Raw genomic sequence first — 21,422 nt, forward strand, 5'->3', positions numbered from 1 at the left:
CGAAGTCGGTGCGCGCCCAGCCGAAGTCAGTGCGCGTCAAGCCGACACTGTGGCCGTCCGGCGGCGACGATCACCCTTCGCCCAGTAGCAGGAGCATAGTGGGGGAACCGGACTCCTCGCCGACGCGCCGGAAGCCGTGCCGCTCGTACAGACGCCTGGCCGGATTCTGTCGCTCCACGCTCAAGCTCACGGCGGCGAACCCGTGCTCTGCGGCCGCGGTGATCAGCGCGCCCAGCAGTCGGTCGCCCACGCCTTGTCCTCGCCATTCCGCGGTGACGCCGATGGCCAACTCCGGGGTGGCGGCGTCGACGAAGCCGTAACCCGGATCGTCTGCGGGAAATGTTCGCAGCCAGGCTGCCCCGATCGGTTGCCGGTCGTGCAGGGCGATCACGCCGACGTCGTCGGGGCGAGGCCACCCGGCGACGTAGTGCGCTAGTTGCGGCCGGCCCAAGACTTCCGCCACGCTGCCGCGCGGCCCGTGCGGATGCCAGAAGGACGCGGCCACCAGCATCTCCGCGAGAAAGTCGGCGTCCGACGCCCGGGCGGGGCGTAACACGAAAGGCACGACACGATTCTTTCCCACGCACCGGGCAATAGGACAGCGACCAACTCGGCGGCGTGACAGTTCGCGTGTCCGAAAGCAGTGTGTCGCCAACCGGATTCAGTACGCGGAAGCGGAAGGACGCCATGTTACCCTGACCTGGGAAAAGGAGCGTAACTGACTGTGACAGAAGCGGATCGCGACGATCGTCGGCCTGCCTACGCCGTCGTCGCGGACAGCCTCCGTGCCCGGATCCTGGCAGGCGAGTTGAAGCCCGGATCCCGACTCCCGATCGATGCCGACCTGCGCGCCGAGTTCGGAGTCGGCCAGAGCACGGTGCGTGAAGCGATCCGCACCCTCGCGAGTGAGAATCTCGTGCATTCGGTGCGCGGCGCGTCCGGCGGGACCTTCGTCTCGACGCCGAGCCTCGGCCGGATCAGCGCGCACGTCGAGGCCGGAGTCACGTTGCTGGCGTCTGCCGAGGCCGTCACCGTGGACCAGCTCATGGAAGTCCGTCAACTCACCGAGGTTCCGGCAGCGGGGGCGGCGGCGTTCCGGCGGACCGAGGAGCACCTCGCAGAACTGCGTGCCACGATTCATGAGCCGACCGCTGACGTCAGTGTGGAGATGCACATGGCGCACCAGGAGTTTCACCGGATTCTCCTGCGGGCGGCGGGGAATCCGCTGCTGGAGTTGGTGACGGTTCCCGTATTCGGGGTCTTGGGAAGCCGGTTCAGCCGGGATATGGCGCCTCCCGGAGTGTGGCCGGCCGTCGACGACGATCACATCGAGATCTATGAGGCGGTCGCCGCCCGGGATTCGTTGACGGCGATGACACTCATGCGACGTCACCTGGACCAGCTCGACGACATCTACAAGCAGATGGATCTCCTCCGCCGCCCGACTTGACGGTCAGGTTCGGAGTGCGCCGGGTGGAGTTCGCAGGTGCCAATCGGTTTCGCGCTGAATCGTCGCGGCCAGCTCGAACAGCCTCGACTCCCGCCCCGGCGCCGCAGTCAGTTGCGCGCCCATCGGCATACCGGTCTGGGGATGGAATCCGATCGGTAAGGACATCGTCGGACCGATGTGCAGCGACCACGGATACGACAGCTGCCCCATTCTGCGGGAGATCGGGATCACCGAAGGATCATCCGAGATGAGTGGCACGTCCACCGGCATCGTCGGCGTCACGACCACATCGACGGTCCGGAAGTACTCGGCCATCGCGGCACGGAAGAGATCCCGATCGGTTTCCGCGGCCGCGCGCTGCGAGTCGGAGATCCGCCGCCCCAGCGAGATCCGCTCCAGCGTCGCAGGCTGAAAGCGCTCCGGCTCCGTCGTGAGTCGCTCCGAGTGAAGTCGCGCGAGGTCGGAGTAGATGAGGGTGTAGACGACATCTTGCGCGCGATCGGCACTCGGCACCGGATCATCGGTGATCTCGTAGTCGCAGTCGTGCAGAATCGCGACGACGCGACGCAGCGCGGACTCGATGGCCGGATCGACGTCGGACGTGACGAACGGCCAGGGTGCAGCGATACGGACGGCACGTTCCGGAGGGACCTCGCGGCCCACGAGTACCTCGAAAACGCGTCGTACGTCGTCGGCGCTGCGGGCCAGCGGCCCGACCGCATCGAAGGCCGGGCTCACGGGGAAGACGCCGTCATTGCTCACGACGCTCACGCTCGGCCTTAGTCCGGTCACGCCGCAGCACGATGCGGGCAGCCGGATCGACCCGCCCGTATCGGTGCCCAGTGCGACATCGACGATGCCGGCTGCAACGGCCGCGCCCGACCCGCCACTGGAGCCGCCCGGGACACGCCGTCGATCCCACGGATTCCGCGGGCCGCCGAACGCCGAGTTCTGCGAGGTGACACCGACTGCGAACTCAGCCATGTTGAGGGTTGCGGTGATTCGCGCTCCCGCCGCCTTGAGTGACGCGACGACGGGTGAATCCTGCTCAGCGGGTGCGCCATCGGCGAAGAAAGCCGACCCGCAGGTGGTCGTGACGCCGGCCACCGCGATGTTGTCCTTGACGCCGATACGCATCCCGGCCAGCGGGCCGAACCCCGACTCCCCTTGGTGCTCAAGGGGAATCGGGGTCACGACAGCGTTGAGCGCGTCGGCGTCGACGGAACGTGTCAAGACTCGGTCCGCGCCGCACGCAGTGCGGCAGTGCCCTCAGCGTCGACCGTCCACTCTTTGGTGTCCACGACCACACCGTAGTCCCGCCGGGCTTCCTCCTCGCTGAGGTACTCGTCCCACACGTCCATCAGCACCGATTGCGGATCACGGTGGAACGGATCTCCGAACCCGCCGCCCGAGGGCATGCGGATCTCGAGCGTCTCGCCTTCCCGGATCACTTCCTGGGTGACCTTCGAGAACAGCACCTCCTCGTCGTCGCGCCCGGCATTGCGGACGAACGAGCCCGAGACTCCCTCGGCACCGCCCAGAACACCAGCCGGGGGGTCGCTGCGGTTGTCGGCCTCCGAGCCGAGGAAGGTGTCCGTCTGCATGAGCCACCTGCGCACGCTGCCGATGCCGCCGCGCCACTGTCCCGGGGCGGGCGACTCGTCACGCAACTCGTATCGCTCGGCCCGCATGGCGTGGTTGAGTTCGAGTTCCTCGATGGGATTGTTCCGGGTGTTCGCCATCAGGGCGTCGACGGCGTCCATACCGTCTTTGCCGTTCCGGGCGCCGTACGAACCCTCGTTGATCTCGATGTAGACCCAGTACGATTCGCCGTCCTCGGCGACACCGGAGTAGGCGATCGCGCACAGTGCGGCAGACGAACCGGCGATCGCATGGTCGGGAAGGATCGGAGCCAACGCGAGGTTGATCGAGTCGAAGATCCGGTTCACCTGCGAGAAGCGTGCGAAGCACGACGCCGGGAAGTCCGGGTTGAAGATCGTGCCCTCCGGTGCGTAGGCGCGTACGGGACGGAAGCACCCGTCGTTCTGCGGCACGAACTCCTCGGTCACGTACTCGTCCAGCAGGATGGTGCGGATCGCACTCACGGCCACGGGAAGCACCGAACCCTCGAACGGCACGTTGAAGGCCGTCGGCACCTGGTCGTTCGACCCGGTCAGGTCGATCAACACGTCCTCATCCTCGACCTGCACGCGGACCGCGACCTTGACGGGGACTCCGCGGTTCTTGCCGTCGTCGTCCAGGTAGCCGAGCGGTGCCTCGTAGCTGCCGTTCGGCAGTGCGCGGATTCGTTCGCGGAGCATGTGCTCGGAGTAGTTCATCCACGCCTCAGCCGCGCTCATCACGGTGTCGAGACCGTACTTCTCGAGGAGTTCGGTGAACCGCTTCTCGCCGATCCGGGCGCAAGCGATGAGCGCTTCGAGGTCGCCGCGGTTCTGTTCGGGAGTCCGGACGTTGTCGAGGATGTGCTGGATCAGCATGTCGTTGCGGACGCCGGCGTCGTAGATCTTCATCGAGTCCATGAGCTTGCCCTCGGCCCACACGTCGACCACATCCATGCACAGGCCGGGGAAGTTGCCGCCGATGTCGGAGACGTGCCCCGTACAGCCGGCGAAGCCGATGTGCTCGCCTTCCCAGAAGATCGGAATCACCACGCCGTAATCGGGGGAGTGGGCGGCGCCGTGGTACGGGTGGTTGTGCAGGACGACGTCACCCGGCTTGTAGGTGCCGGCCAGTCGGCGGTTGATTCCGCGGATGTACGCGGGAATGGAACCGCAGTGCATCGGTGTCGAGTCCGACTCACACAGTTCGCGTCCGTTGACGTCGAAGATTCCGGCACCGAGATCCTCCGACTCGCGGATGAGACTTGAGTAGGCCATGCGGTAGAGAACCTGGGCCATTTCCTTGGCCATGGAGTTCAGCGATCCGCCGATCACCTTCAGGGTGATCGGATCGACCTCGACGTCGTTCCACGTCTTGTGTGCCTCGGCTGCGAGGGACACGCCTTCGCGGGGCATCAGCGTCTTCGCCATGTCAGGAGTTCCTCTCGATGATGATGTGTCCGACGCGGTCGACGGTCGCGGTCTGCCCGATACCGACGATGGTCGTCGAATCGAACTGCCGCACGATCGCCGGCCCGTCGAATGTGTTGCCCGCCTTCAGGAGTGCGCGGTCGTAGACGGGAGTGTCCATCCACGCCGGGTCGGCGGTCTCGTCCTTCCAGAACAGTGCCCGCGTGGTCGATGTCAACGCGCTTGACGCGTCGGCCCCGCCTTCGTCGATGGGCGCGATCCGGATGTAGTCGACGGCGCCGACGCCGGTCACACGGATGTTGACGAGCTGAACGGGTTTGTCGTCGAAGCGCTGCGAGTAAGTTCGCCCGTGAGCTTCGTGGAACGCGGCCGCGACACTGGTGATCCACTCGGCGGTGATCTCGCCGTCCGGCGCGGGAACCCGCAGTTCGTAACCTTGGCCGACGTACCGGCAGTCCACGCTGCGCTCCAGGGTGATGCGGGAATCGTCGATGCCGTCGGCCTGGAGTTGAGCCGTGGCCTCGTTGGAGAGCCGCTCCATCTCTGTGGCGACGAGATCGAGGTCCGGCTCGGCGGACGAGGTCCAGACGGTGGTCGGCACCTCGTAGCGGATGTCGGTGGTCAACAGTCCCAGGGCCGAGGTGATGCCGGGGTGCGCCGGGACGATGACGCGTGGGATGCCGAGTTGCTCGGCGATCTGCCACGCGAACAGCGGGCCGGCTCCGCCCTCGGCGACCAGGGAGAATTCGCGCGGGTCGTAGCCCTTGCGCACCGAGTGCAGGCTGATGGCCTCGGTCATCGAGTGTGCCAGGATCGAGAAGATGCCCATCGCCGCGTGCTCGATGTCGGAGTTCAGTGCGTCGGCGATCTGCTGGACGACGTCCCGCGCGAGCCCGGGATCGACCTCCATGCTTCCGGACAGGAAGCTGCCCGCGTCGAGCCACCCCATGACGACCATGGCATCGGTCGACGTCGGCTCGGTTCCGCCGTTGCCGTAGCAGGCGGGGCCGGGCACGGCCCCCGCACTGCGCGGCCCGACGCGGAACATGCCGCCGCTGTCGATACTGGCGATGGACCCGCCACCCGCACCGATGGTGTCGACCTCGGCCATCGGAACCATCGCGTGGTAGTCGCCGATCCGGGTGTCGAGCAGGTGCTTCATGCGGAGCTTGCCGTCGGGTGCGACGCCGATGTCGGCAGAGGTGCCGCCCACGTCGAGGGTGATGACGCTCGGGTAGCCCGACGCAGCGCCGATCGCGCAACCTCCGAGTAGACCGGCGATGACGCCGCTCGTCAGCAGGGACACCGGCGTGTGGCTGGCACTGCGAGAAGTGACCAGTCCGCCCGCGGACGTCATCAGGTGGACGTCCTCGCCGATATCCGCGTCTTTGGCCTTGCCGGCGAGGCGCTCGATGTACCGAGAGGTCTTGGGACCGACGAAGGCGTTGAGCGCCGTGGTCGAGAACCGCTCGTACTCGCGGTACTGGGAGGCGACGTCACTCGACAGTGAGACGAATACGCCGGGGTACTCCTCCTCGATGATCTCCCGCACCCGCTGTTCGTGTGCCGGGTTCCGGTAGGCGTGGAGAAAAGCGACGGCGATGGCTTCCACGCCGCGCTCTTTGAGCAGGCGGACCTCGCGGCGGACGTCGTCCTCGTCGAGTGGCGTGAGGACTGCGCCGGAGGCGTCGATGCGTTCGGCGACGGTGCGCCGGTTCCGGCGCGGTACGAGCTGCCACTTCTGCCACGGCAGATCCTGGTAGTTCGAATAGTTGAGCGGCCGCTTCTTCCGGGCGATGTGGAGCAAGTCGCGGAACCCGTCGGTGGTGATCATGCCGACGTCGCTGCCGTTGTGCTCGAGGACGATGTTCGTCGCGACCGTCGTGCCGTGGAAGAACATCTCGATGTCCGCGACATCGACGCCGGCGCGCTCGGCGAGAACCGCGATTCCGTCCATCGTGCCGATCGACGGATCGTGGTTGGTCGAGGGTGTCTTGTGGACGGTCACCGACCCGTCGTCGTCCCACAGGATGAGGTCGGTGAAGGTTCCACCGACGTCTACGCCAAGTCGTTTCATCGAAGTTCCACTCGCTTTCTTCACTTCGTCCGCTCGCCGCGCCTGCGGCGTGATCTGTGTCATGGGAGCGCTCCGAACCATCGTGCAATACATCAGATGATTTGGCTAGTACTGACGTGAAACGATTGTGTTAACCGCAATATCAGGGTGATTGCCAACTAAAGATCAGATGTTTAGAGTGGTGCAGGTCTCGGGCTCACACCGATGCCCACGTTGCCGCAGTAGCGTCAATCGATACCTCAAGGAGCTGTCATGACCACTCATCCCGCCACGCTGGGCAGGTTTTTCGAGGATTATGCGGTCGGTGATGTGTACCAGCATCCCCTCGGTCGAACCGTCACCGAGACGGACAACGCGTGGATCACCTGCCTGACCATGAACACCAACCAGAACCACTTCAATGTCGATCTGGCGCAGCAGAATCCAGTCACCGACGGCAAGGTGATCGTCAATTCGGGACTCACCGTCGCGCTGGTGCTCGGACTGTCGGTGCTGGACATGAGCCAAAACGCGGTGGCCAACCTGGAGTTCACCGACGTCGAGCTCAAGAGCCCGGTTTACGTCGGCGACACCATCTATGCGGAGAGCGTCTGCACCGGCCTTCGGAAGTCGAAGTCCCGGCCCTATGCGGGCATCGTCTCGATGATCACCCGCGGGGTCAACCAGAACGGGGACGTCGTCATTCAGTGGAAGCGGTCGGTCATGGTGGCGACGAGGGAAAGTGGGATCGGCCAGGACTATTTCCCCGAGGTGAAGGCCGAGCCCCTGGTGACGTTGGTCCCGCAAGGAGGGAACCTCTGATGCGCCCGCTCGAGGACATCCGGATCATCGCCCTGGAGCAGTACGGCGCCGGTCCGTTCGGTTCGGTCCACCTGGCGGATCTCGGCGCACACGTCCTCAAGATCGAGGAGCCGTCGTCGGGCGGTGACGTCGGACGGTACGTCCCGCCGTATCGGAACGGCGAGGACTCGCTGTTCTACGAGACGTTCAACCGAAACAAGTCGAGCCTCTCGCTGGATCTGACGAAGCCGGGCGGCCGCGAGGTGTTCGAGGACCTGGTGCGCGACGCCGACGCCGTGTACTCGAATCTGCGCGGAGATGTCCCTGCCAAGATCGGGATCACGTACGACGCGCTGAAACATCTCAACCCGGCGATCGTCTGCTGCAGTCTGACCGGATTCGGCATGACCGGACCGCGCGCGAACGAACCCGGGTACGACTACATCCTGCAGGGGCTCGCCGGCTGGATGAGTCTCACCGGCGACCCCGACGGTCCGCCGACCAAGTCTGGGCTCTCGCTCGTCGACTTCACCGGGGGCTACGTCGCCGCACTCAGTCTGATGGCAGGGCTGCACGCCGCCAAACGCGACGGTGTCGGCGGCGACTGCGACGTGTCCCTCTACGACACCGCGATCGGGATGCTGACCTACCCGGCGACCTGGCATCTCAACGCGGGATACGTGCCGGCGCGAACCAAGAACTCGGCGCACCCGTCTCTGGTGCCCTTTCAGGCTTTCCGCGCGTTGGACGACTGGTTCATCGTCGGCTGCGCCAAGGAGAAGTTCTGGGTGCGGCTCGTCACGACGCTCGGCATGCCGGAGTTGCTCGAGGACGCGCGGTTCGTCGACTTCACGGCGCGGGGCGAGCACAGTGATCAACTCCTGCCCCTCCTCGAGGAACGGTTCGTTCAGCGAACGGCGGCCGAATGGGTGGCCGACCTTCGTGCCGCGGGCGTGCCGACCGGCCCGATCAACAGCGTGGAACAGGCGCTCACCGACGAACACACGATTGCCAGGGGCCTCATCGCCACCACCGAACACGAGCACTGGGGTGAGGTGTCGCAGGTGGTCTCGCCGGTCCGCTTCGGCGCCGAGCCGTCGACCTACCGCCGGGCGCCGCGGCGCAATGAGCATTTCGTCGACGTCGTGAAACGACTCGGATACAGCAGTGCCCGCGTGCAGGAGCTCGTCGAAGGCGGAGCATTCGGTGATCCGATGCCTGCCGGCCGGTCATGATCGCCCCGGAACTGGCGCGGTGGGCCGTCGGCCTGCGGCCGGCCGACATCCCGCGGTCGGCGCGCGCGGCCGCGCTCGACCATGTGCTCGACGGACTCGGCAACGGGATCGCCGCGCGGCGGCTCGGGCACGGCGCGGAGGCCCTCATGATTGCGCGCGGTCTGGGCGGCCCTCCGCAAGCGCACGTGATCGGCGATGTCGAGAAGATCGGTACGGCGGCGGCCGCCTTTGCGAACGGGGTTCTCGTTCACGCACTCGACTTCGACGATACGCATGCCCTGGCGCTCGTGCACCCGACCGCAGTGGTCCTCCCCGCCGCGTTCGCAGTGGCGCAGGAGGTCGGTGCGGATGGCGCTACGACGCTGACCGCGATCGTCGCCGGACTGGAGATCGCCTGCCGCCTCGGTGCGGGCACGCCGCACGGGTTTCACGGGCGAGGCTTCCATGCGACCGGTGTCGTCGGTCCCCCGGCTGCCGCGGTGACGGCGGCCCTGCTCTACGGAGCAGGCGAGGAGACCGTCGTGAATGCGATCGGGATCGCGGCTTCGTCGTCGTCGGGAATTCTGGAGTTCTTGGAGACCGGGTCGAACACGAAGACGATCCATCCGGGTAGTGCGTCGTTGAACGGTGTGATCGCCGCGCGACTCGCGGTCGAAGGCGCGGACGGTCCGGTGTCAGCGCTCGAGGGCGGCCGCGGGCTGTATCGCGCGTTCGCTCACCGGGCCCCCGAGCTCGACACCGTGATCGGGGACCTCGGGACCCGATGGGAGACCGAAAGCATCGGGATCAAGCCGTATCCGAGCTGCCAGTTGATGCATTCGGCGCTCGATGCCGCGCTTCGCGCGCGAGAGCTGCGGACGGACGTCTCCGAGATCGCCGAGATCGCCGTCGGCATCCATCCGGACAGTCTGGGGATCGTCGCGGGTCCCGCTGCAGGGCAACGGGTCCCGCGTACGGCGTACGACGCGAAGTTCGACCTTCCATGGAGTGTCGCCGCGGCGCTTCACGATGGCGCCGTGACCGTCGAGACCTACACGGGAGAGTCGATCGCGCGCCCGGAGGTCGCCGAGACCGCGGCGCGGGTGCGGGTCTACGCCGTCGACGACGAGCGGCCCGCCGCAGATGTGGGCGCGCGCGTCGCGATCACCCGCGTCGACGGTTCCGCGCAGTCCGGCCTCGTCGACGCCAGCCGCGGATCTCGAGCACGACCGATGTCGACCGCTGATGTACGCGCGAAGTTCGTCGCCAACTGCGGAGTGGGCGGGGGCTCCGTGACCCTCGCCGACCGCATCCTCCATCTCGCGGACGTCACTTCGGTGTCGACCGTGTTGACCGAAGCCGCCGACGTCGTCGGCAACTGACACATCCGAGCGGCCAACGGCCGCCCGCACATATCGCTGGAGCACTCATGGACTTCACCTTCTCCCCCGAACAGCAAGACTTCCGCGCGGCGCTCCGAGCGCTCGTCGACCGTGAGATCCGGCCGGTCGCGAACGAGTGGGAGCACTCGGGTCGCTATCCGACCGAGATCGTCGCCAAGATGCGGGAAATGGGACTGTTCGGCATCACCACGCCGGAGGAGTACGGCGGCCTCGACCTCGACATGGTTTCGTTCACGCTGGTGTACGAGGAGATCGCGCGCGGGTGGATGGGCATCGCCGGGATTCTCGGCAGCCACAACCTATCGTGCTGGATCATCGCCAAGCACGGGACTCCCGAACAGAAGGAGCAGTGGTTGCCGAGGCTTGCGAGCGGCGAATGCCGCACGGGTATCGGCCTGACGGAACCCGGCGCGGGAACCGACCTGCAGGGTATTCGCACCACAGCCACCCGCGACGGTGACACGTACGTGATCCGCGGTACCAAGACCTGGATCACCAATGCGCGCCATGCGAACGTCCTTCCCGTTCTGGTGAAGACCGATCCGACGGCTTCGCCCGCGCACCGGGGCATGAGTCTGCTGTTGGTCGACACCACGACGCCGGGCTTCGAGGTGTCGCGGGACCTCGGCAAGCTCGGATACAAGGGCACCGAGTCGTGTGAGCTGTTCTTCGACGACGTCGTGGTCCCCGCTTCGGCACTGCTCGGCGGGGTCGAAGGCCGCGGAATGCAACAGGCGCTGTCGGGCCTGGAGATCGGCCGGTTGAACATAGCGGGCCGCAGTGTCGGCATCGCACAGGCCTCGTACGACGCCGCGCTCAAATACGCCAAGGAGCGCGAGGCCTTCGGCCGTCCGATCGCCGATTTCCAGGCGATTCAGCTCAAGCTCGCAGACATCGCCACCCAGACCCAGGCAGCGCGGCTGATGACGTACTGGGCCGCGGCCAGAGCGGACGCCGGCGAACGTGTCGACGGCGAGGCAGGCATGGCCAAGTACTTCGCCTCCGAGACGGCGATCACCGCGTCGCTCGAAGCCATGCGGGTGCACGGCGGGTACGGCTACTCGACCGAGTTCGACGTGGAGCGCTACTACCGCGATGCGCCGCTCATGTCCATCGGCGAGGGCACCAACGACATCATGCGCACAGTCATCGCGAAGGCGCTCGTGAACGGCTCGGTGACGATCGGGTGAACGAGATGGTCCGGGACGCGTTGACGTACCTGTATGTGCCGGGTGACCGGCCAGAGCGATTCGACAAGGCGGCGGCCTCCGGTGCCGGGGCGATAGTCCTCGACCTCGAGGACGCGGTTCCGCTGCGGGAGAAGGCTGTTGCGCGGTCGGCGGCCGCTCGCTGGCTGCATTCGCGTGACCCGGACTCTGTTCCGGTGTGGGTACGGATCAACTCGGATGAGAACATCATCGCCGATCTGGAAGCCGTGATCCCGGCGGCGCCCACGGGCATCTGGTTGCCGAAGTGCAACGGAGTGAGCGATCTGGTCGCTCTCGATGAAGCGCTGAGTGCGCTGGAGGGCGATGTCCCGATCCCGGTGTCGCCGCTGATCGAGACCGCGGCCGGGTTGTGGAACGTACGCGAGATCTGCACGGGCCCGCGCGTCGCGTTCATTCAGTTGGGCGAGGTGGACCTGGCCGCTGACCTCGGGTCCAGGCCAGGGCCGGACGGCTCCGAACTCCTCTGGGCGCGCTCGCGCGCAGCGACGGCCTCCGCCGCGGCGGGGATCGCTCCGCCCCTCGGCCCGGCCTCGCCGGAGATCCGCGACCTCGCCGCGTTCACCCGGGACACCGAACGGATCCAACGCCTCGGCTTCGAGGGCCGAGCGTGCATCCACCCGTCCCAGCTGGAGCCGGTGGCGACCGTGTTCGCGCCGTCTGCGGATGATGTCGAAGCCGCCCGCGGACTGCTCGACGTGTTTGCCGCGGCGCAGGGTGCCGCAGTCGTCGGTGCCGATGGCAGGCTGATCGACGAGGCCGTGGCCCGCAACGCCCGGCGGGTGCTGGCACGGGTCAGATGAGAGCCGCAGGGGAGCGGGCTGAGTGGGTTCGCGTCCCACCCGGGCCTGATTGATCACCAGCGCGGAGGCGCCGGCAATCTACAGCTGCGCGGCGGGAATGCGTGGCAGCCGTCGGGCGATGATCAGACCGAGGCACGCGAGGAATATCGCCAGCAGGATGGCTGCCTTGATCGCCGACAGCTGTGCATCCAGGTAGTCGGTGACGAGCGCGCTCATCTCGTTCGCTGGGATCTGATGCTGCGCGCCCACCGCTTCCAACTGGTCTTTGGCGAGGGTCTGGACGCCGTCGGCAGTTGCGTGCGCTACCTGGGTCTTGGTCTGCGGCGATATCGTCGGATCCGACTGAACGGCATTGTTGAAGCCGCTGCTGAGTGCCGTCACCAGGAGGGCGCCGAGCAGGGCGATGCCGACCGATGCGCCGATGTTCTGCGCGGTGCCCTGCATGCCCCCGGCTTCCCCTCGCTCTCGCTCGCCGATCGACGACATGATGACGTTGCCCAATTGGGAGGCGACCAGACCGAATCCGGCGCCGAAGACCGCCATACCGACGGCGAAGGGGATGCTCTGCATGGTCGGTTCGATGGTGGTGACTAGCAACGACGCCCCGATGAGGACGCCGATCAGCCCGATGGTCACCAGACGCCGCGGGGACTGCGTCGTCGCGAAGCGGGGACTGCTGAACGCGGCGATCAACATGGCGATCGACATGGGAGCCAAGCTCAACCCGGTCTCGAAGGAGTTCTGGAGCAGGGCGTACTGCAGATAGACCGGGATCACGAAGAACACGCCGCCGATGATCGACTGCTGCGCGACGAGCATCACCAGGCCGTTGCGCAACTGCAGATTCCGCAACAGCGACGGATGCATCAGAGGGGTGCCGCCGCGTGCGATGACACGATTCTCCCAGCCGACGAAGCCGTAGAGGATCAGGATTCCGGCCGCGATCATGAACGGCACCACCGAGAACCCGAACGGAGTGATGGTCTTTCCGGCGATCACCGGGGCTCCGGACGGCTTGATGAAGCCCCACGAGCCGGCCTTGACCAGCGCGAGCACGATCAAGCCCAAGCCCAGGGCCGACAGTACGGTGCCGCCCCAGTCGATCGCGGTGCGCTGGGGCTTCGCGTCGTCGGAGATCAGTCGGATGCCGGCGAGGATCACGATGCAGATCACGGTTTCGCTGAAGAACACCACCCGCCAGGTGAAGGCTTCGGTGACCCAGCCGCCGATGAGCGGTCCCGCCGCGGCGCCGGCGGCGGTGATGCCGCCAAGCGCACTGTAGGCGACGGCGCGGTCCTTGCCGTCGTAGTTGGCGGCGATCAACGAGATGATCGCCGGGATCACCAGTACCGCGCCCGCACCTTCGACGAACGACCAACCGAACACCAGGACGCCGATATTGGGGCTGAAGGCGGTGATGAGGGATCCGAGGCCGTATACCAACAGACCGATGCCGAAGACGCGTCGGCGGCCGAACGTGTCGCCCAGACGCCCGCCAAGCAGGATGAACGAGCCCATGACCAGCGTGTACAGAGTGATTGCGAGTTGCAGTTGAGTGAGGGTGGTACCGAGGTCGGACACCACTTGGGACACCGAAACATTCATCACCGTGGTGTCGAGAACCATGATGAACTGCGCGGCGCAGAGGATGGCGAGGACGCTCCATCGCTTCACCGGACAAACGCTACGCCGCCCCGACGATGTTCGACGGTCTTTCCAGTGCCCCTGTCGGGCTCGAACCGACACGGGGCTGACTTCGAGTGACTACCGCCGACATCCGCGTTCCTATGGCGCGCCCACCTTGCACACCTTTCTCGTCTACGCGCACTCTGCTGAGTGCGCGTAGACGAAGACGGTGCGCGCCCAGCCGGATTCAGTGCGCGTCAGACGGGCTGAGTGGGTTTGCGCACCACCCGGGCCTGGTTGATCACCAGCGCGATGCACACCGCTGTGGTGGTCACCGCGGCCACCCCGAGTGCGACGGTGATGCCGTGCTTGCCGGGGCTGGCGGCGAGGATCGAGCCGACGATGGCGCTGCCCGCCGCGCCGCCGACCGTGCGGAGCACCTGGTTGAAGCTGACCGCGCTGCCCACCTCGAACGCGGCGACGTTGCGGGCGACGAGGGCCGGCATGGCCGCGTACGCCGCACCCATGCCGACACCGAACAGGAGCATGCCGAGCAGGATCTCCCACAACTGGTCGTTGGTCAGCCAGATCATCAGCGCGGAGGCGGCCATGATCGACGATCCGGCGGGCAGCATCGCCGTCATCGAGCCGGGCCCGAGGCGCCGGACGAAACGATTGCCGGCGAGACTGCCGATCGACAACGGGAGCATCACGAAACCAGCCCAGAACAGGGGCAGCTCGAGTCCGTAGCCGGACGCCTTCGGCGCCTGCGCGATGATGCTGATGGTCGACAGGCTCATGTACATCGCGGCGCCCAGGCTGATCGCGGTCAGGTTCGCGAGCAGGACGTCGGGTGCCCGGACGACGCGCAGGTTGATCAACGGATCACGCGAGCGCAGTTCGACGAGCGCCCACGCGGCGAGGCACGCCACGCCGGCGACGGCGGCGATGACCGTGGCCGCCGACAACCAGCCCCAATGCGACCCCTGGCTGACGGTGATGAGCAGTGCCGCCAGACCGATGGACAGCAGGGCGGTGCCCGCGGTGTCGAAGGGACGGGAGGTTCCGGCCTCGCCGTCGGTGGGCACCCACTTCCAGACGACGACGATCGCCGTCAGCACGAAGACCGACGCGAACCAGAAGGCGACGCGGTAGTCGAGCAGACTCGCCAGGATCCCGGTCAGCGGGTAGCCGAGCCCGAGGCCGGTGGCGACCGTGACCGACAGCGTCGAGATCGCCGGGTCCGCGCGGCCGGCGCCGAGGTGCCGGCGGGCCAGCACGATGGTCACCGGCACGATCCCGTACGTCAGCCCCTGCAGCGCGCGGCCGATGAGGAAGATTCCGAAGGTCGGTGCTGCTCCCGCGAGGACCGATCCGACGAGGATGACGCCGAGGGAGATCAGCAGCAGGCGTTTGGTGTTGCGGCCGTCGGAGAGTCTGCCCATGATCGGGGTGGCGACCGCGCCGACCAGCAGGTTGATCGTCAACATCCACTGGGCGGCGCTCACCGACACATCGAGTCCGTCGGCGATCGACGGCACCAGAAGCATGCCGAGCGAGGAGACGATCGACGTGGTCAGTGCCGCGTAGATGAGGCTGGGGACCAGCGACCTGCCGGTGTTCATCGAGTCTGCGCCCCGGCCTCGCGCGTGCACGGGGGCCCCGCGTGCATCGAGCACACGTCGGTGAAGTGATCCTCAGAATAAGACAGCATTGCTGGCTAAGTATAGGGACCATCCGGTGAATATCGCGAAATCGCCCTCCAGTTCAGGCAGCTATGCTGTCTAGATGACCGATCTGGGTGATTCCTCGTACCAAAGCATCGACAGGCTTCGGGAGGACCTCGTCGTATTCGCCCGCAAGATCCGGGCGATGTCCTCGGGGCACCGCCTGACCGCCACCCAGCTGCAGGCGCTGTCCCAACTGGATCGGGTCGGCTCGATGACGGCCCGTGCGCTCGCCGATCGGGAACGAGTCGCTCCCCAGACCATTGCCCGCACCGTCATCTCCCTCGAGGAGTTGGGCATGGTCACCAGGGCGGCGGACCCGAACGACGCCCGCGCTTCCTTGATCTCGGTCACCGAAACGGGGCGCCAGACACTGGAAGTCGATCGGGCGAAGCGGAGTAGTTGGCTCGCAGAGGCCATCGACAGCAAGTGCACACCGGTGGAGCGGGATCTCCTGTTCCTGGCGGGACGTCTGTTGCGACAAATCGCCGACGACGTCGACGAACCCCGGCTTGAGGCGACATGACTCCAGCGATATGGGCCGCTGCGTCGCGCCGGAGTTGCTGGGGCGCAGTGCCACAAGGACTGTTCAGAGCCCGGCCGGCAGAAGCGTGTAAACCTGTTCGGCGATCAACGCCACCGCCACGACGAGCATCGCCACCCCGGAGATCCTGCCCATCACGCGGGCCGCGCCCGGGCGGGCCTGCAGCACACGGCGGGCGCCGCCGGCGACGGCGAAGTAGATCACCGCGCAGCTGACCACGTGCACCGATCCCAGCAGGAGGATCTGCCCGCCGATCGGCCATCCCGAGTCGGGGGAAGTGAACTGCGGCAGCAGCGCCAGAAACAGCAGCAGCACCTTCGGGTTCAGGGCGCTGACCCCGAAGCCCTTGCCGAGTTGAGCGAGCCGCGAATGATCGCCGTCGACCGTCCCGACTTGCGGGGTCGGCGGGCGGGTGAAGGTGGCCCACCCCAGCCAGCCGACGTAGCAGGCGCCGGCGACGGTCAGGGCGGTCATCGTTGTGGCCGAGCCGGCGACCACCGTGGCGATGCCGGTGGCCACCACCCCGGTGGCGGCCAGGTGACCGCCCAGCATGCCGCCGACGGCCGGAAACGCGTGCCCCCGGATACCGGCCGCGATCGCGTACGCCCAATCCGCGCCCGGCGTCAGCACGAACATCATCGACACCAGCCAGAACGCCGCGAGTGCACCGAACTCCATGTCGCCGCCACCTCCTCGTCGCTGAAACCTTCTCTGCATGACGATGTTAGTGCTGATCAGGCGGTCAAACTTTGCATAGTTTCCGGTGATTCGGACTGACCTGGGTAGGATTATTCGTATGGACCGGATCGATAAGCAGATTCTTTCCATCCTTCAAGAGGATGGCCGGACGACGGTCACCGATCTGGCCGACCGGATCGGTCTGAGCCTCTCGCCCTGTCATCGCCGACTGAAGGCACTGGAGGCCTCCGGCGCCATCCGCGGCTACCGCGCCCAACTCGATGCCGGAACTCTCGGTCTCACCTTCGAGGCCCTGGTCTTCGTGATCATGAAAGCAGCCACCAGCGACGTGCTCGCCACGTTCGAGGAGGCGGTCGCCACGATCCCGAACGTCCTGCACGCGCAGCGCCTGTTCGGGGAGCCCGACTACCTGCTGCGGGTGGTGGCCGAAGACCAGACGGCCTTCCAGCGCCTGTACGACACCCGGCTGGCCTCCCTGCCCGGAGTGCTGCGGCTGACCTCCACCCTGGTGATGAAGACCGTGGTGGAAGACCGAGCGCTTCCGCTCTGAGCTGTGCCGGTCTGCCGGAGGCGTCAGGCGGTGGTGCGCGCGACGAAGTCGGCGACCGCTCCCTCGAGTTGGTGCAACCCCGGATCCTCCAGTGGGTAGTGCCCGGCACCGGCGAGTCGGGTGACCTCCACCGGGACCTTCCGGATCGCCGAGAGCACCGGCTCGGACAGTTCCTCGGGCGTCCACCGGTCCTCGGCCGGCTGGGTCAGCAGCACCGGGCAGGTGTCGAACTCGGCGGGTTCGGTGGCCGGCGCGTAGGTCATGTACGACGACAGGAAGGCCAGGGTCATCGCGTTCGACGCGGAACTCTTGTCCTTGTTGAGCACCCGCATCGCTTCCCGGTTGTTCACCAGCTTGCTCATCTTCGACGCTGCGCGCATCGGGTAGCGCAGCCGCCCGAGCGGGGTGTCGGCCACCAGGCCCATCGCCGGGACGCCGAGACGTGAGGTGAGCAGATCGTGCGCCGTGCCGTCCCGTACCCGCCGCACCCGCTGGTCCAGGAACGTCATCCCGACGATCCCGGCGAGCGAGTCCTTCGGGAGGGCCGCCGCCACGTGGTAGGCGAGCATGCCACCGGCACTCAGCCCGTACAGGACGATCGGCCGGTCGTCGCGGGCGCGTTCGGCGGCGATCAGATCCAGGGTCAGCTGCACCCAGTCGGCGTAAGTGAACGGCCCGCCCGGCGCCACCCCGGTCATCCCGTAACCGAGGTCGTCGACGCTGATCACCTCGTAGCCCCGCCGCGCCAGGGGAGCGCCGAGGATCAGCGTCATCTGCCGCCCGTTGGTGCCGACACCGTGATGTAGCAGCACCTTGGCCGGTGCCACCGGATTCCGGTAGCAGTCCAGGTGGACGTCGTTGCCGCGCCAGTCCCAGAACTCCTCGTCGGGCTCGGTGTCGACGGTCAGCCGGAGGCGTTCGGGGAGGAACCGCTGCAGGTCGCGCCAGGACTTCTGGTCTCGGTAGTACTGCCGCGACATGGCGCACCTCTCACCGGACAACAGGCTTCATCGGCAGCCTAGCGCCACCGCGCGGCTCAGACCAGGGCCGAAAGGTTCACTGCCAGAAGGCGAAGGCGATTCCGACGACGACGATCAGTGCGGTCAGCGTCCAGATGGGCCAGGGCCCGGGAAGCGGGCCGCCCTTCTGCAGGGCGCGGTTGATCTCGTGCCAGCGCACGGCGCCGACGATCGCGGTGAACGCGCCGACGGCGAGCAGACAGATGCCGAGCGTGGTGCGGGCCGCAGCGTTGCCGAAGGGCTCGAACAGGTGCATCACCGCGACGCCGGCGGCGATCAGGCCGAGTGCGGTGCGGAGCCACGCGAGCATGGTCCGCTCGGAGGCCAGCGTGAAACGCGCGTCCACCGCGCCGGGTAACGGCTCGGCGCCGTCGGGATCGTCGCCGGAGGGCGCGTCTCTCACATCAGGCATCGGTGAAGCTCCTTCGGGTCGCCGCGAGCCCCAGCATCGCACAATCGGCGGCACGGGAACGGTGCCGCGGCGGGAAAACCCGTCGCCGGCGGCGCATAATTAGAACGTGTGTCAGTCTGGAGTTCAGAGCGGCGGCGGACGTGTCGCACCGCTCCGCAGACATCGAGGAGGATTGCCGTGGACGGCCTGAGTGAGTACGGACCCTGGGCGGTCATCGCCGGCGGATCGGAGGGGGTGGGCCGCGCCTTCGCCGAACAACTGGCGGAGGCCGGACTCAACCTGGTGCTGATCGCCCGCAAACCCGGGCCCCTCGAGGAGACCGCGGCTGCGCTGCGGGACCAGGGCACCGCCGTGCGGACCCTGGCCGCCGATCTCACCGATCCGCGGGCGATCACCGCGATCACCGAGCTCACCATCGATCTGGAGGTGGGCCTGCTGATCTACAACGCGGGTGCCAACTCGTACGGCAGCGAGTTCCTCGACGGCGACCTGGACCGGTTTCAGGAGGTCATCGATCTCAACATCACCGCGCCGCTGGCGCTCGCGCACTACTACGGGCGGCACATGCGCACCGCCGGCCGCGGCGGCATCCTCCTGGTCGGCTCGCTGAGCGGGTACCTCGGCGGCAGCACCCTCAGCGTGTACGGGGCCGCCAAAGCCTTCGGGCGCAGCTTCGCCGAATCGCTCTGGCTGGAACTGCGGCCCCACGGCGTCGACGTGCTGGAGTTGATCCTCGGCGTCACCCGGACTCCTGCGATGGAGCGCGCCGGATTGTCGTTCGACGTCCCGGGGATGACGGTCAGCGAGCCCGATGACGTTGCTCGCGAAGGCCTTTCACACCTGAAGGACGGACCCGTCTGGATCGCCGGCGGCAACCGGGAGCGGGCCGCGGCGAGCAACGGCATGGACCGCGCCGAGATACTGCTGGCCCAGCAGCGAATGATGGCGAAACTGCTGGCGCGCACCCGGCAAGAGCCGGAGGCCTGACGTGCGGGTGGGGCTGGCGACGCCGATCGTCACCCGGGTGCCCGGGGCCCATTCGCCATGGGAGGCAGAGGCTTCGCCGCAGGATCTGGCCGAGATCGCGCAGATGGCCGACCGCCTCGGCTTCGAGCACCTGACCTGCAGCGAGCACGTCGCCGTACCCGCGTCGATCGCCGCCGAGCGCGGCGGAACGTACTGGGATCCGCTGTCCACCTTCGGGTTCCTGGCAGGACAGACAGCGCGGATCCGCTTCGTCACTCAGGTGCTGGTACTCGGCTACCACCATCCTCTGGAGATCGCCAAGCGGTACGGGACGCTCGACAAAATCAGCGGCGGCCGTCTGACCCTCGGCGTCGGGGTCGGTTCGCTGCGCGAGGAGTTCGAGCTGCTCGGGGCGCCGTTCGAAGGCCGCGGCGCCCGCGCCGACGACGCCCTGCGTGCGCTGCGGGCCGCGCTCGGCGCCGAGCAGCCGGTGCACGCGGGCGAGTTCTACGACTTCGCCGGAATGGTCGTCGACCCGCAGCCGGTCCAGCAGCGGGTGCCGCTCCTGGTCGGCGGCCGGACCCGCCGATCGCTGCGCCGGGCCGTCGACCTCGCCGACGGCTGGACGCCGTTCGCCCTCGGGCGCCGGCGGGTGACCGAACTGCTCGACGACGTGTCGCCGCCGACGGGCTTCGACGTGGTGCTCTCGAGCCCGCCGCTGGACCCCGGCGGCGATCCGGCGAGCACCCGCGCCGCCCTGAAGGGGCTCGTCGCGGCGGGAGCGACGGTGATCAACGCCGCGGTGCGCGCCGACTCCCGAGACGACTACGCGGCTCAGCTGCACAGACTGGCCGACCTCGCCGACCTGGAGGTCCGATGACCGGTAACGACGAACGCCTCGCCGCCCTGGAGACGCGGCTGGCCAGGCTGGAGGACGAGCGGGAGATCGCCGCCCTGATCGCCTCGTACGGGCCGCTGGTGGACGACGGCGCCCCGGACGAGGTGGCGGCGCTGTGGGCCGGCGACGGCGTCTACGAGGTGGACGACTACCTGATGGACGGAGCCGCGGCCGTCGCCGAGATGGTGCGCTCGGACCCCCATCAGAAGCTGATCGCCGGCGGCTGCGCCCACTTCCAGGGGCCTTCGCACGTCACGATCGACGGGGACGCGGCGGTCGCGGTCGGCTACTCACTGCTGCTGGTGCACCACGACGGGCGCTACGCGGTGGCCCGGGTGACGGCCAATCACTGGGCACTGCAACGGACTTCGGCCGGCTGGCGGGTGCAGCGCCGGACCAGCCGGTTGCTCGACGGCGGGCCGGAGGCCCATGACCTGATCGCGCGGCCGCTCAAGCGCTGATCAGCCGGCCTCCGCTTCGGCCCGCAGGGCGGCGGCGTTGACGCGGGTCAGCACCTCGTGCAGTTCGACCAGGTCGTCGAGCCCGACGCCGAGCGCCGCGACCACCTGGCCGGGGATCTTCACGGCCTCGTCGCGCAGGTCGGCGCCGGTCCGGGTGAGGACGATGTCGACGGCGCGCTCGTCGTCGTCGCGGCGGCGGCGCTCGATCAGGCCGCCGGCCTCCAGGCGCTTCAACAGCGGCGACAGGGTGGCCGAGTCGAGCTGCAGCAGTCCGCCGATCTCTTTGACCGACAGCGGCGCGTGCTCCCAGAGCGCCAGCATCACCAGGTACTGCGGGTGGGTCAGGCCGAGCGGATCGAGCAGGCGGCGGTAGACCTTCAGGACCGACCGATTGGCCACGGCGAGGGCGAAGCACACCTGGCGCTCCAGCAGCAGGGGGTTGCCGTCGATCTCGGTGCTCGTCATGAGCCCACTCTATCGCGATAGATAGTGCGCTACTGAATCGTGTACGGTCGGT

The 21,422-nt window shown here is 67.5% G+C and carries 21 protein-coding genes; 11 read left to right on the top strand and 10 right to left on the bottom strand.

Going from position 1 to position 21,422, the window contains the following annotated elements:
* Positions 1-70: 70 nt before the first annotated feature.
* Complete coding sequence (locus tag ABD732_RS01865) at positions 71-565, bottom strand: GNAT family N-acetyltransferase (RefSeq protein WP_344779987.1); 495 nt, start codon at positions 563-565, stop codon at positions 71-73.
* Positions 566-724: 159 nt separating this feature from the next.
* On the opposite strand from ABD732_RS01865, the gene ABD732_RS01870 reads away from it, so the two are divergent.
* Entirely contained in the window at positions 725-1,450 is a 726-nt protein-coding gene (locus tag ABD732_RS01870; RefSeq protein ID WP_344779989.1) for a FadR/GntR family transcriptional regulator, read from the top strand.
* A 3-nt stretch (positions 1,451-1,453) separates the two neighbouring features.
* Here the strand turns inward: ABD732_RS01870 and ABD732_RS01875 are convergent, their stop codons facing one another.
* From ABD732_RS01875 to ABD732_RS01885, 3 genes are read right to left on the bottom strand one after another with little or no spacing between them, the layout of a single operon-like run.
* On the bottom strand, positions 1,454-2,683 hold the full coding sequence (locus tag ABD732_RS01875; protein WP_344779991.1) for an amidase: 1,230 nt from the start codon (positions 2,681-2,683) through the stop codon (positions 1,454-1,456).
* Positions 2,680-4,500 carry a hydantoinase B/oxoprolinase family protein gene (locus tag ABD732_RS01880; RefSeq protein WP_344779993.1) on the bottom strand — a complete coding sequence of 607 codons (1,821 nt, stop codon included), beginning with the start codon at positions 4,498-4,500 and terminating at the stop codon, positions 2,680-2,682. The genes ABD732_RS01875 and ABD732_RS01880 overlap by 4 nt, the downstream gene beginning before the upstream one ends.
* 1 nt (position 4,501) lies before the next feature.
* A complete protein-coding gene (locus ABD732_RS01885; RefSeq protein ID WP_344779995.1) occupies positions 4,502-6,577 on the bottom strand; it encodes a hydantoinase/oxoprolinase family protein in 2,076 nt (691 codons plus the stop codon).
* 252 nt (positions 6,578-6,829) lie between these two features.
* Between ABD732_RS01885 and ABD732_RS01890 the strand changes: the two genes are divergently transcribed.
* The 5 genes from ABD732_RS01890 to ABD732_RS01910 are packed head-to-tail and all read left to right on the top strand — an operon-like array spanning position 6,830 to position 12,003.
* A complete protein-coding gene (locus ABD732_RS01890) occupies positions 6,830-7,378 on the top strand; it encodes a MaoC family dehydratase (RefSeq protein WP_344779997.1) in 549 nt (182 codons plus the stop codon).
* On the top strand, positions 7,378-8,592 hold the full coding sequence (locus ABD732_RS01895; RefSeq protein ID WP_344779999.1) for a CaiB/BaiF CoA transferase family protein: 1,215 nt from the start codon (positions 7,378-7,380) through the stop codon (positions 8,590-8,592). Before ABD732_RS01890 ends, ABD732_RS01895 begins: the two co-directional genes overlap by 1 nt.
* The gene (locus ABD732_RS01900; RefSeq protein WP_344780001.1) at positions 8,589-9,953 is read left to right on the top strand and encodes an MmgE/PrpD family protein; all 1,365 of its coding nucleotides are present in this window, start codon (positions 8,589-8,591) and stop codon (positions 9,951-9,953) included. The genes ABD732_RS01895 and ABD732_RS01900 overlap by 4 nt, the downstream gene beginning before the upstream one ends.
* A 47-nt stretch (positions 9,954-10,000) precedes the next feature.
* The gene (locus ABD732_RS01905) at positions 10,001-11,164 is read left to right on the top strand and encodes an acyl-CoA dehydrogenase family protein (protein ID WP_344780002.1); all 1,164 of its coding nucleotides are present in this window, start codon (positions 10,001-10,003) and stop codon (positions 11,162-11,164) included.
* Between the two features lie 5 nt (positions 11,165-11,169).
* A complete protein-coding gene (locus ABD732_RS01910; RefSeq protein ID WP_344780346.1) occupies positions 11,170-12,003 on the top strand; it encodes an HpcH/HpaI aldolase/citrate lyase family protein in 834 nt (277 codons plus the stop codon).
* Between the two features lie 78 nt (positions 12,004-12,081).
* Here ABD732_RS01910 and ABD732_RS01915 read toward each other — a convergent pair whose 3' ends face one another.
* Both ABD732_RS01915 and ABD732_RS01920 read right to left on the bottom strand, forming a co-directional pair.
* A complete protein-coding gene (locus tag ABD732_RS01915) occupies positions 12,082-13,677 on the bottom strand; it encodes an MFS transporter (RefSeq protein WP_344780004.1) in 1,596 nt (531 codons plus the stop codon).
* A gap of 209 nt (positions 13,678-13,886) precedes the next feature.
* Positions 13,887-15,254 carry an MFS transporter gene (locus ABD732_RS01920; protein WP_344780006.1) on the bottom strand — a complete coding sequence of 456 codons (1,368 nt, stop codon included), beginning with the start codon at positions 15,252-15,254 and terminating at the stop codon, positions 13,887-13,889.
* A 163-nt stretch (positions 15,255-15,417) separates the two neighbouring features.
* Here ABD732_RS01920 and ABD732_RS01925 point away from each other — a divergent pair, with 163 nt between their 5' ends.
* A complete protein-coding gene (locus ABD732_RS01925) occupies positions 15,418-15,882 on the top strand; it encodes a MarR family winged helix-turn-helix transcriptional regulator (RefSeq protein ID WP_344780008.1) in 465 nt (154 codons plus the stop codon).
* A 63-nt stretch (positions 15,883-15,945) separates the two neighbouring features.
* Here the strand turns inward: ABD732_RS01925 and ABD732_RS01930 are convergent, their stop codons facing one another.
* Complete coding sequence (locus tag ABD732_RS01930; protein WP_344780010.1) at positions 15,946-16,578, bottom strand: LysE family translocator; 633 nt, start codon at positions 16,576-16,578, stop codon at positions 15,946-15,948.
* 118 nt (positions 16,579-16,696) lie between these two features.
* Between ABD732_RS01930 and ABD732_RS01935 the strand changes: the two genes are divergently transcribed.
* Positions 16,697-17,149 (top strand): Lrp/AsnC family transcriptional regulator, encoded by a 453-nt coding sequence (locus tag ABD732_RS01935; protein ID WP_344780012.1) that lies wholly within the window; start codon positions 16,697-16,699, stop codon positions 17,147-17,149.
* Positions 17,150-17,172: 23 nt separating this feature from the next.
* Here the strand turns inward: ABD732_RS01935 and ABD732_RS01940 are convergent, their stop codons facing one another.
* Together ABD732_RS01940 and ABD732_RS01945 are read right to left on the bottom strand one after the other, a co-directional pair.
* Positions 17,173-18,129, bottom strand: a complete 957-nt coding sequence (locus ABD732_RS01940) for an alpha/beta hydrolase (protein ID WP_344780014.1) — start codon at positions 18,127-18,129, stop codon at positions 17,173-17,175.
* 76 nt (positions 18,130-18,205) lie between these two features.
* On the bottom strand, positions 18,206-18,580 hold the full coding sequence (locus ABD732_RS01945) for a YidH family protein (protein ID WP_344780016.1): 375 nt from the start codon (positions 18,578-18,580) through the stop codon (positions 18,206-18,208).
* A gap of 177 nt (positions 18,581-18,757) precedes the next feature.
* Between ABD732_RS01945 and ABD732_RS01950 the strand changes: the two genes are divergently transcribed.
* The 3 genes from ABD732_RS01950 to ABD732_RS01960 are packed head-to-tail and all read left to right on the top strand — an operon-like array spanning position 18,758 to position 20,905.
* Positions 18,758-19,567: an SDR family NAD(P)-dependent oxidoreductase gene (locus ABD732_RS01950; protein ID WP_344780018.1), complete on the top strand. Its 810-nt coding sequence runs from the start codon at positions 18,758-18,760 to the stop codon at positions 19,565-19,567.
* Position 19,568: 1 nt separating this feature from the next.
* Positions 19,569-20,426 carry an LLM class F420-dependent oxidoreductase gene (locus tag ABD732_RS01955; RefSeq protein ID WP_344780020.1) on the top strand — a complete coding sequence of 286 codons (858 nt, stop codon included), beginning with the start codon at positions 19,569-19,571 and terminating at the stop codon, positions 20,424-20,426.
* On the top strand, positions 20,423-20,905 hold the full coding sequence (locus tag ABD732_RS01960; RefSeq protein WP_344780022.1) for a nuclear transport factor 2 family protein: 483 nt from the start codon (positions 20,423-20,425) through the stop codon (positions 20,903-20,905). The genes ABD732_RS01955 and ABD732_RS01960 overlap by 4 nt, the downstream gene beginning before the upstream one ends.
* Here ABD732_RS01960 and ABD732_RS01965 read toward each other — a convergent pair whose 3' ends face one another.
* Positions 20,906-21,370 (bottom strand): MarR family winged helix-turn-helix transcriptional regulator, encoded by a 465-nt coding sequence (locus ABD732_RS01965; protein ID WP_344780024.1) that lies wholly within the window; start codon positions 21,368-21,370, stop codon positions 20,906-20,908.
* Between the last annotated feature and the right edge of the window lie 52 nt (positions 21,371-21,422).

Source organism: Gordonia caeni (assembly GCF_039537105.1).
GTDB classification, from domain to species: domain Bacteria; phylum Actinomycetota; class Actinomycetes; order Mycobacteriales; family Mycobacteriaceae; genus Gordonia; species Gordonia caeni.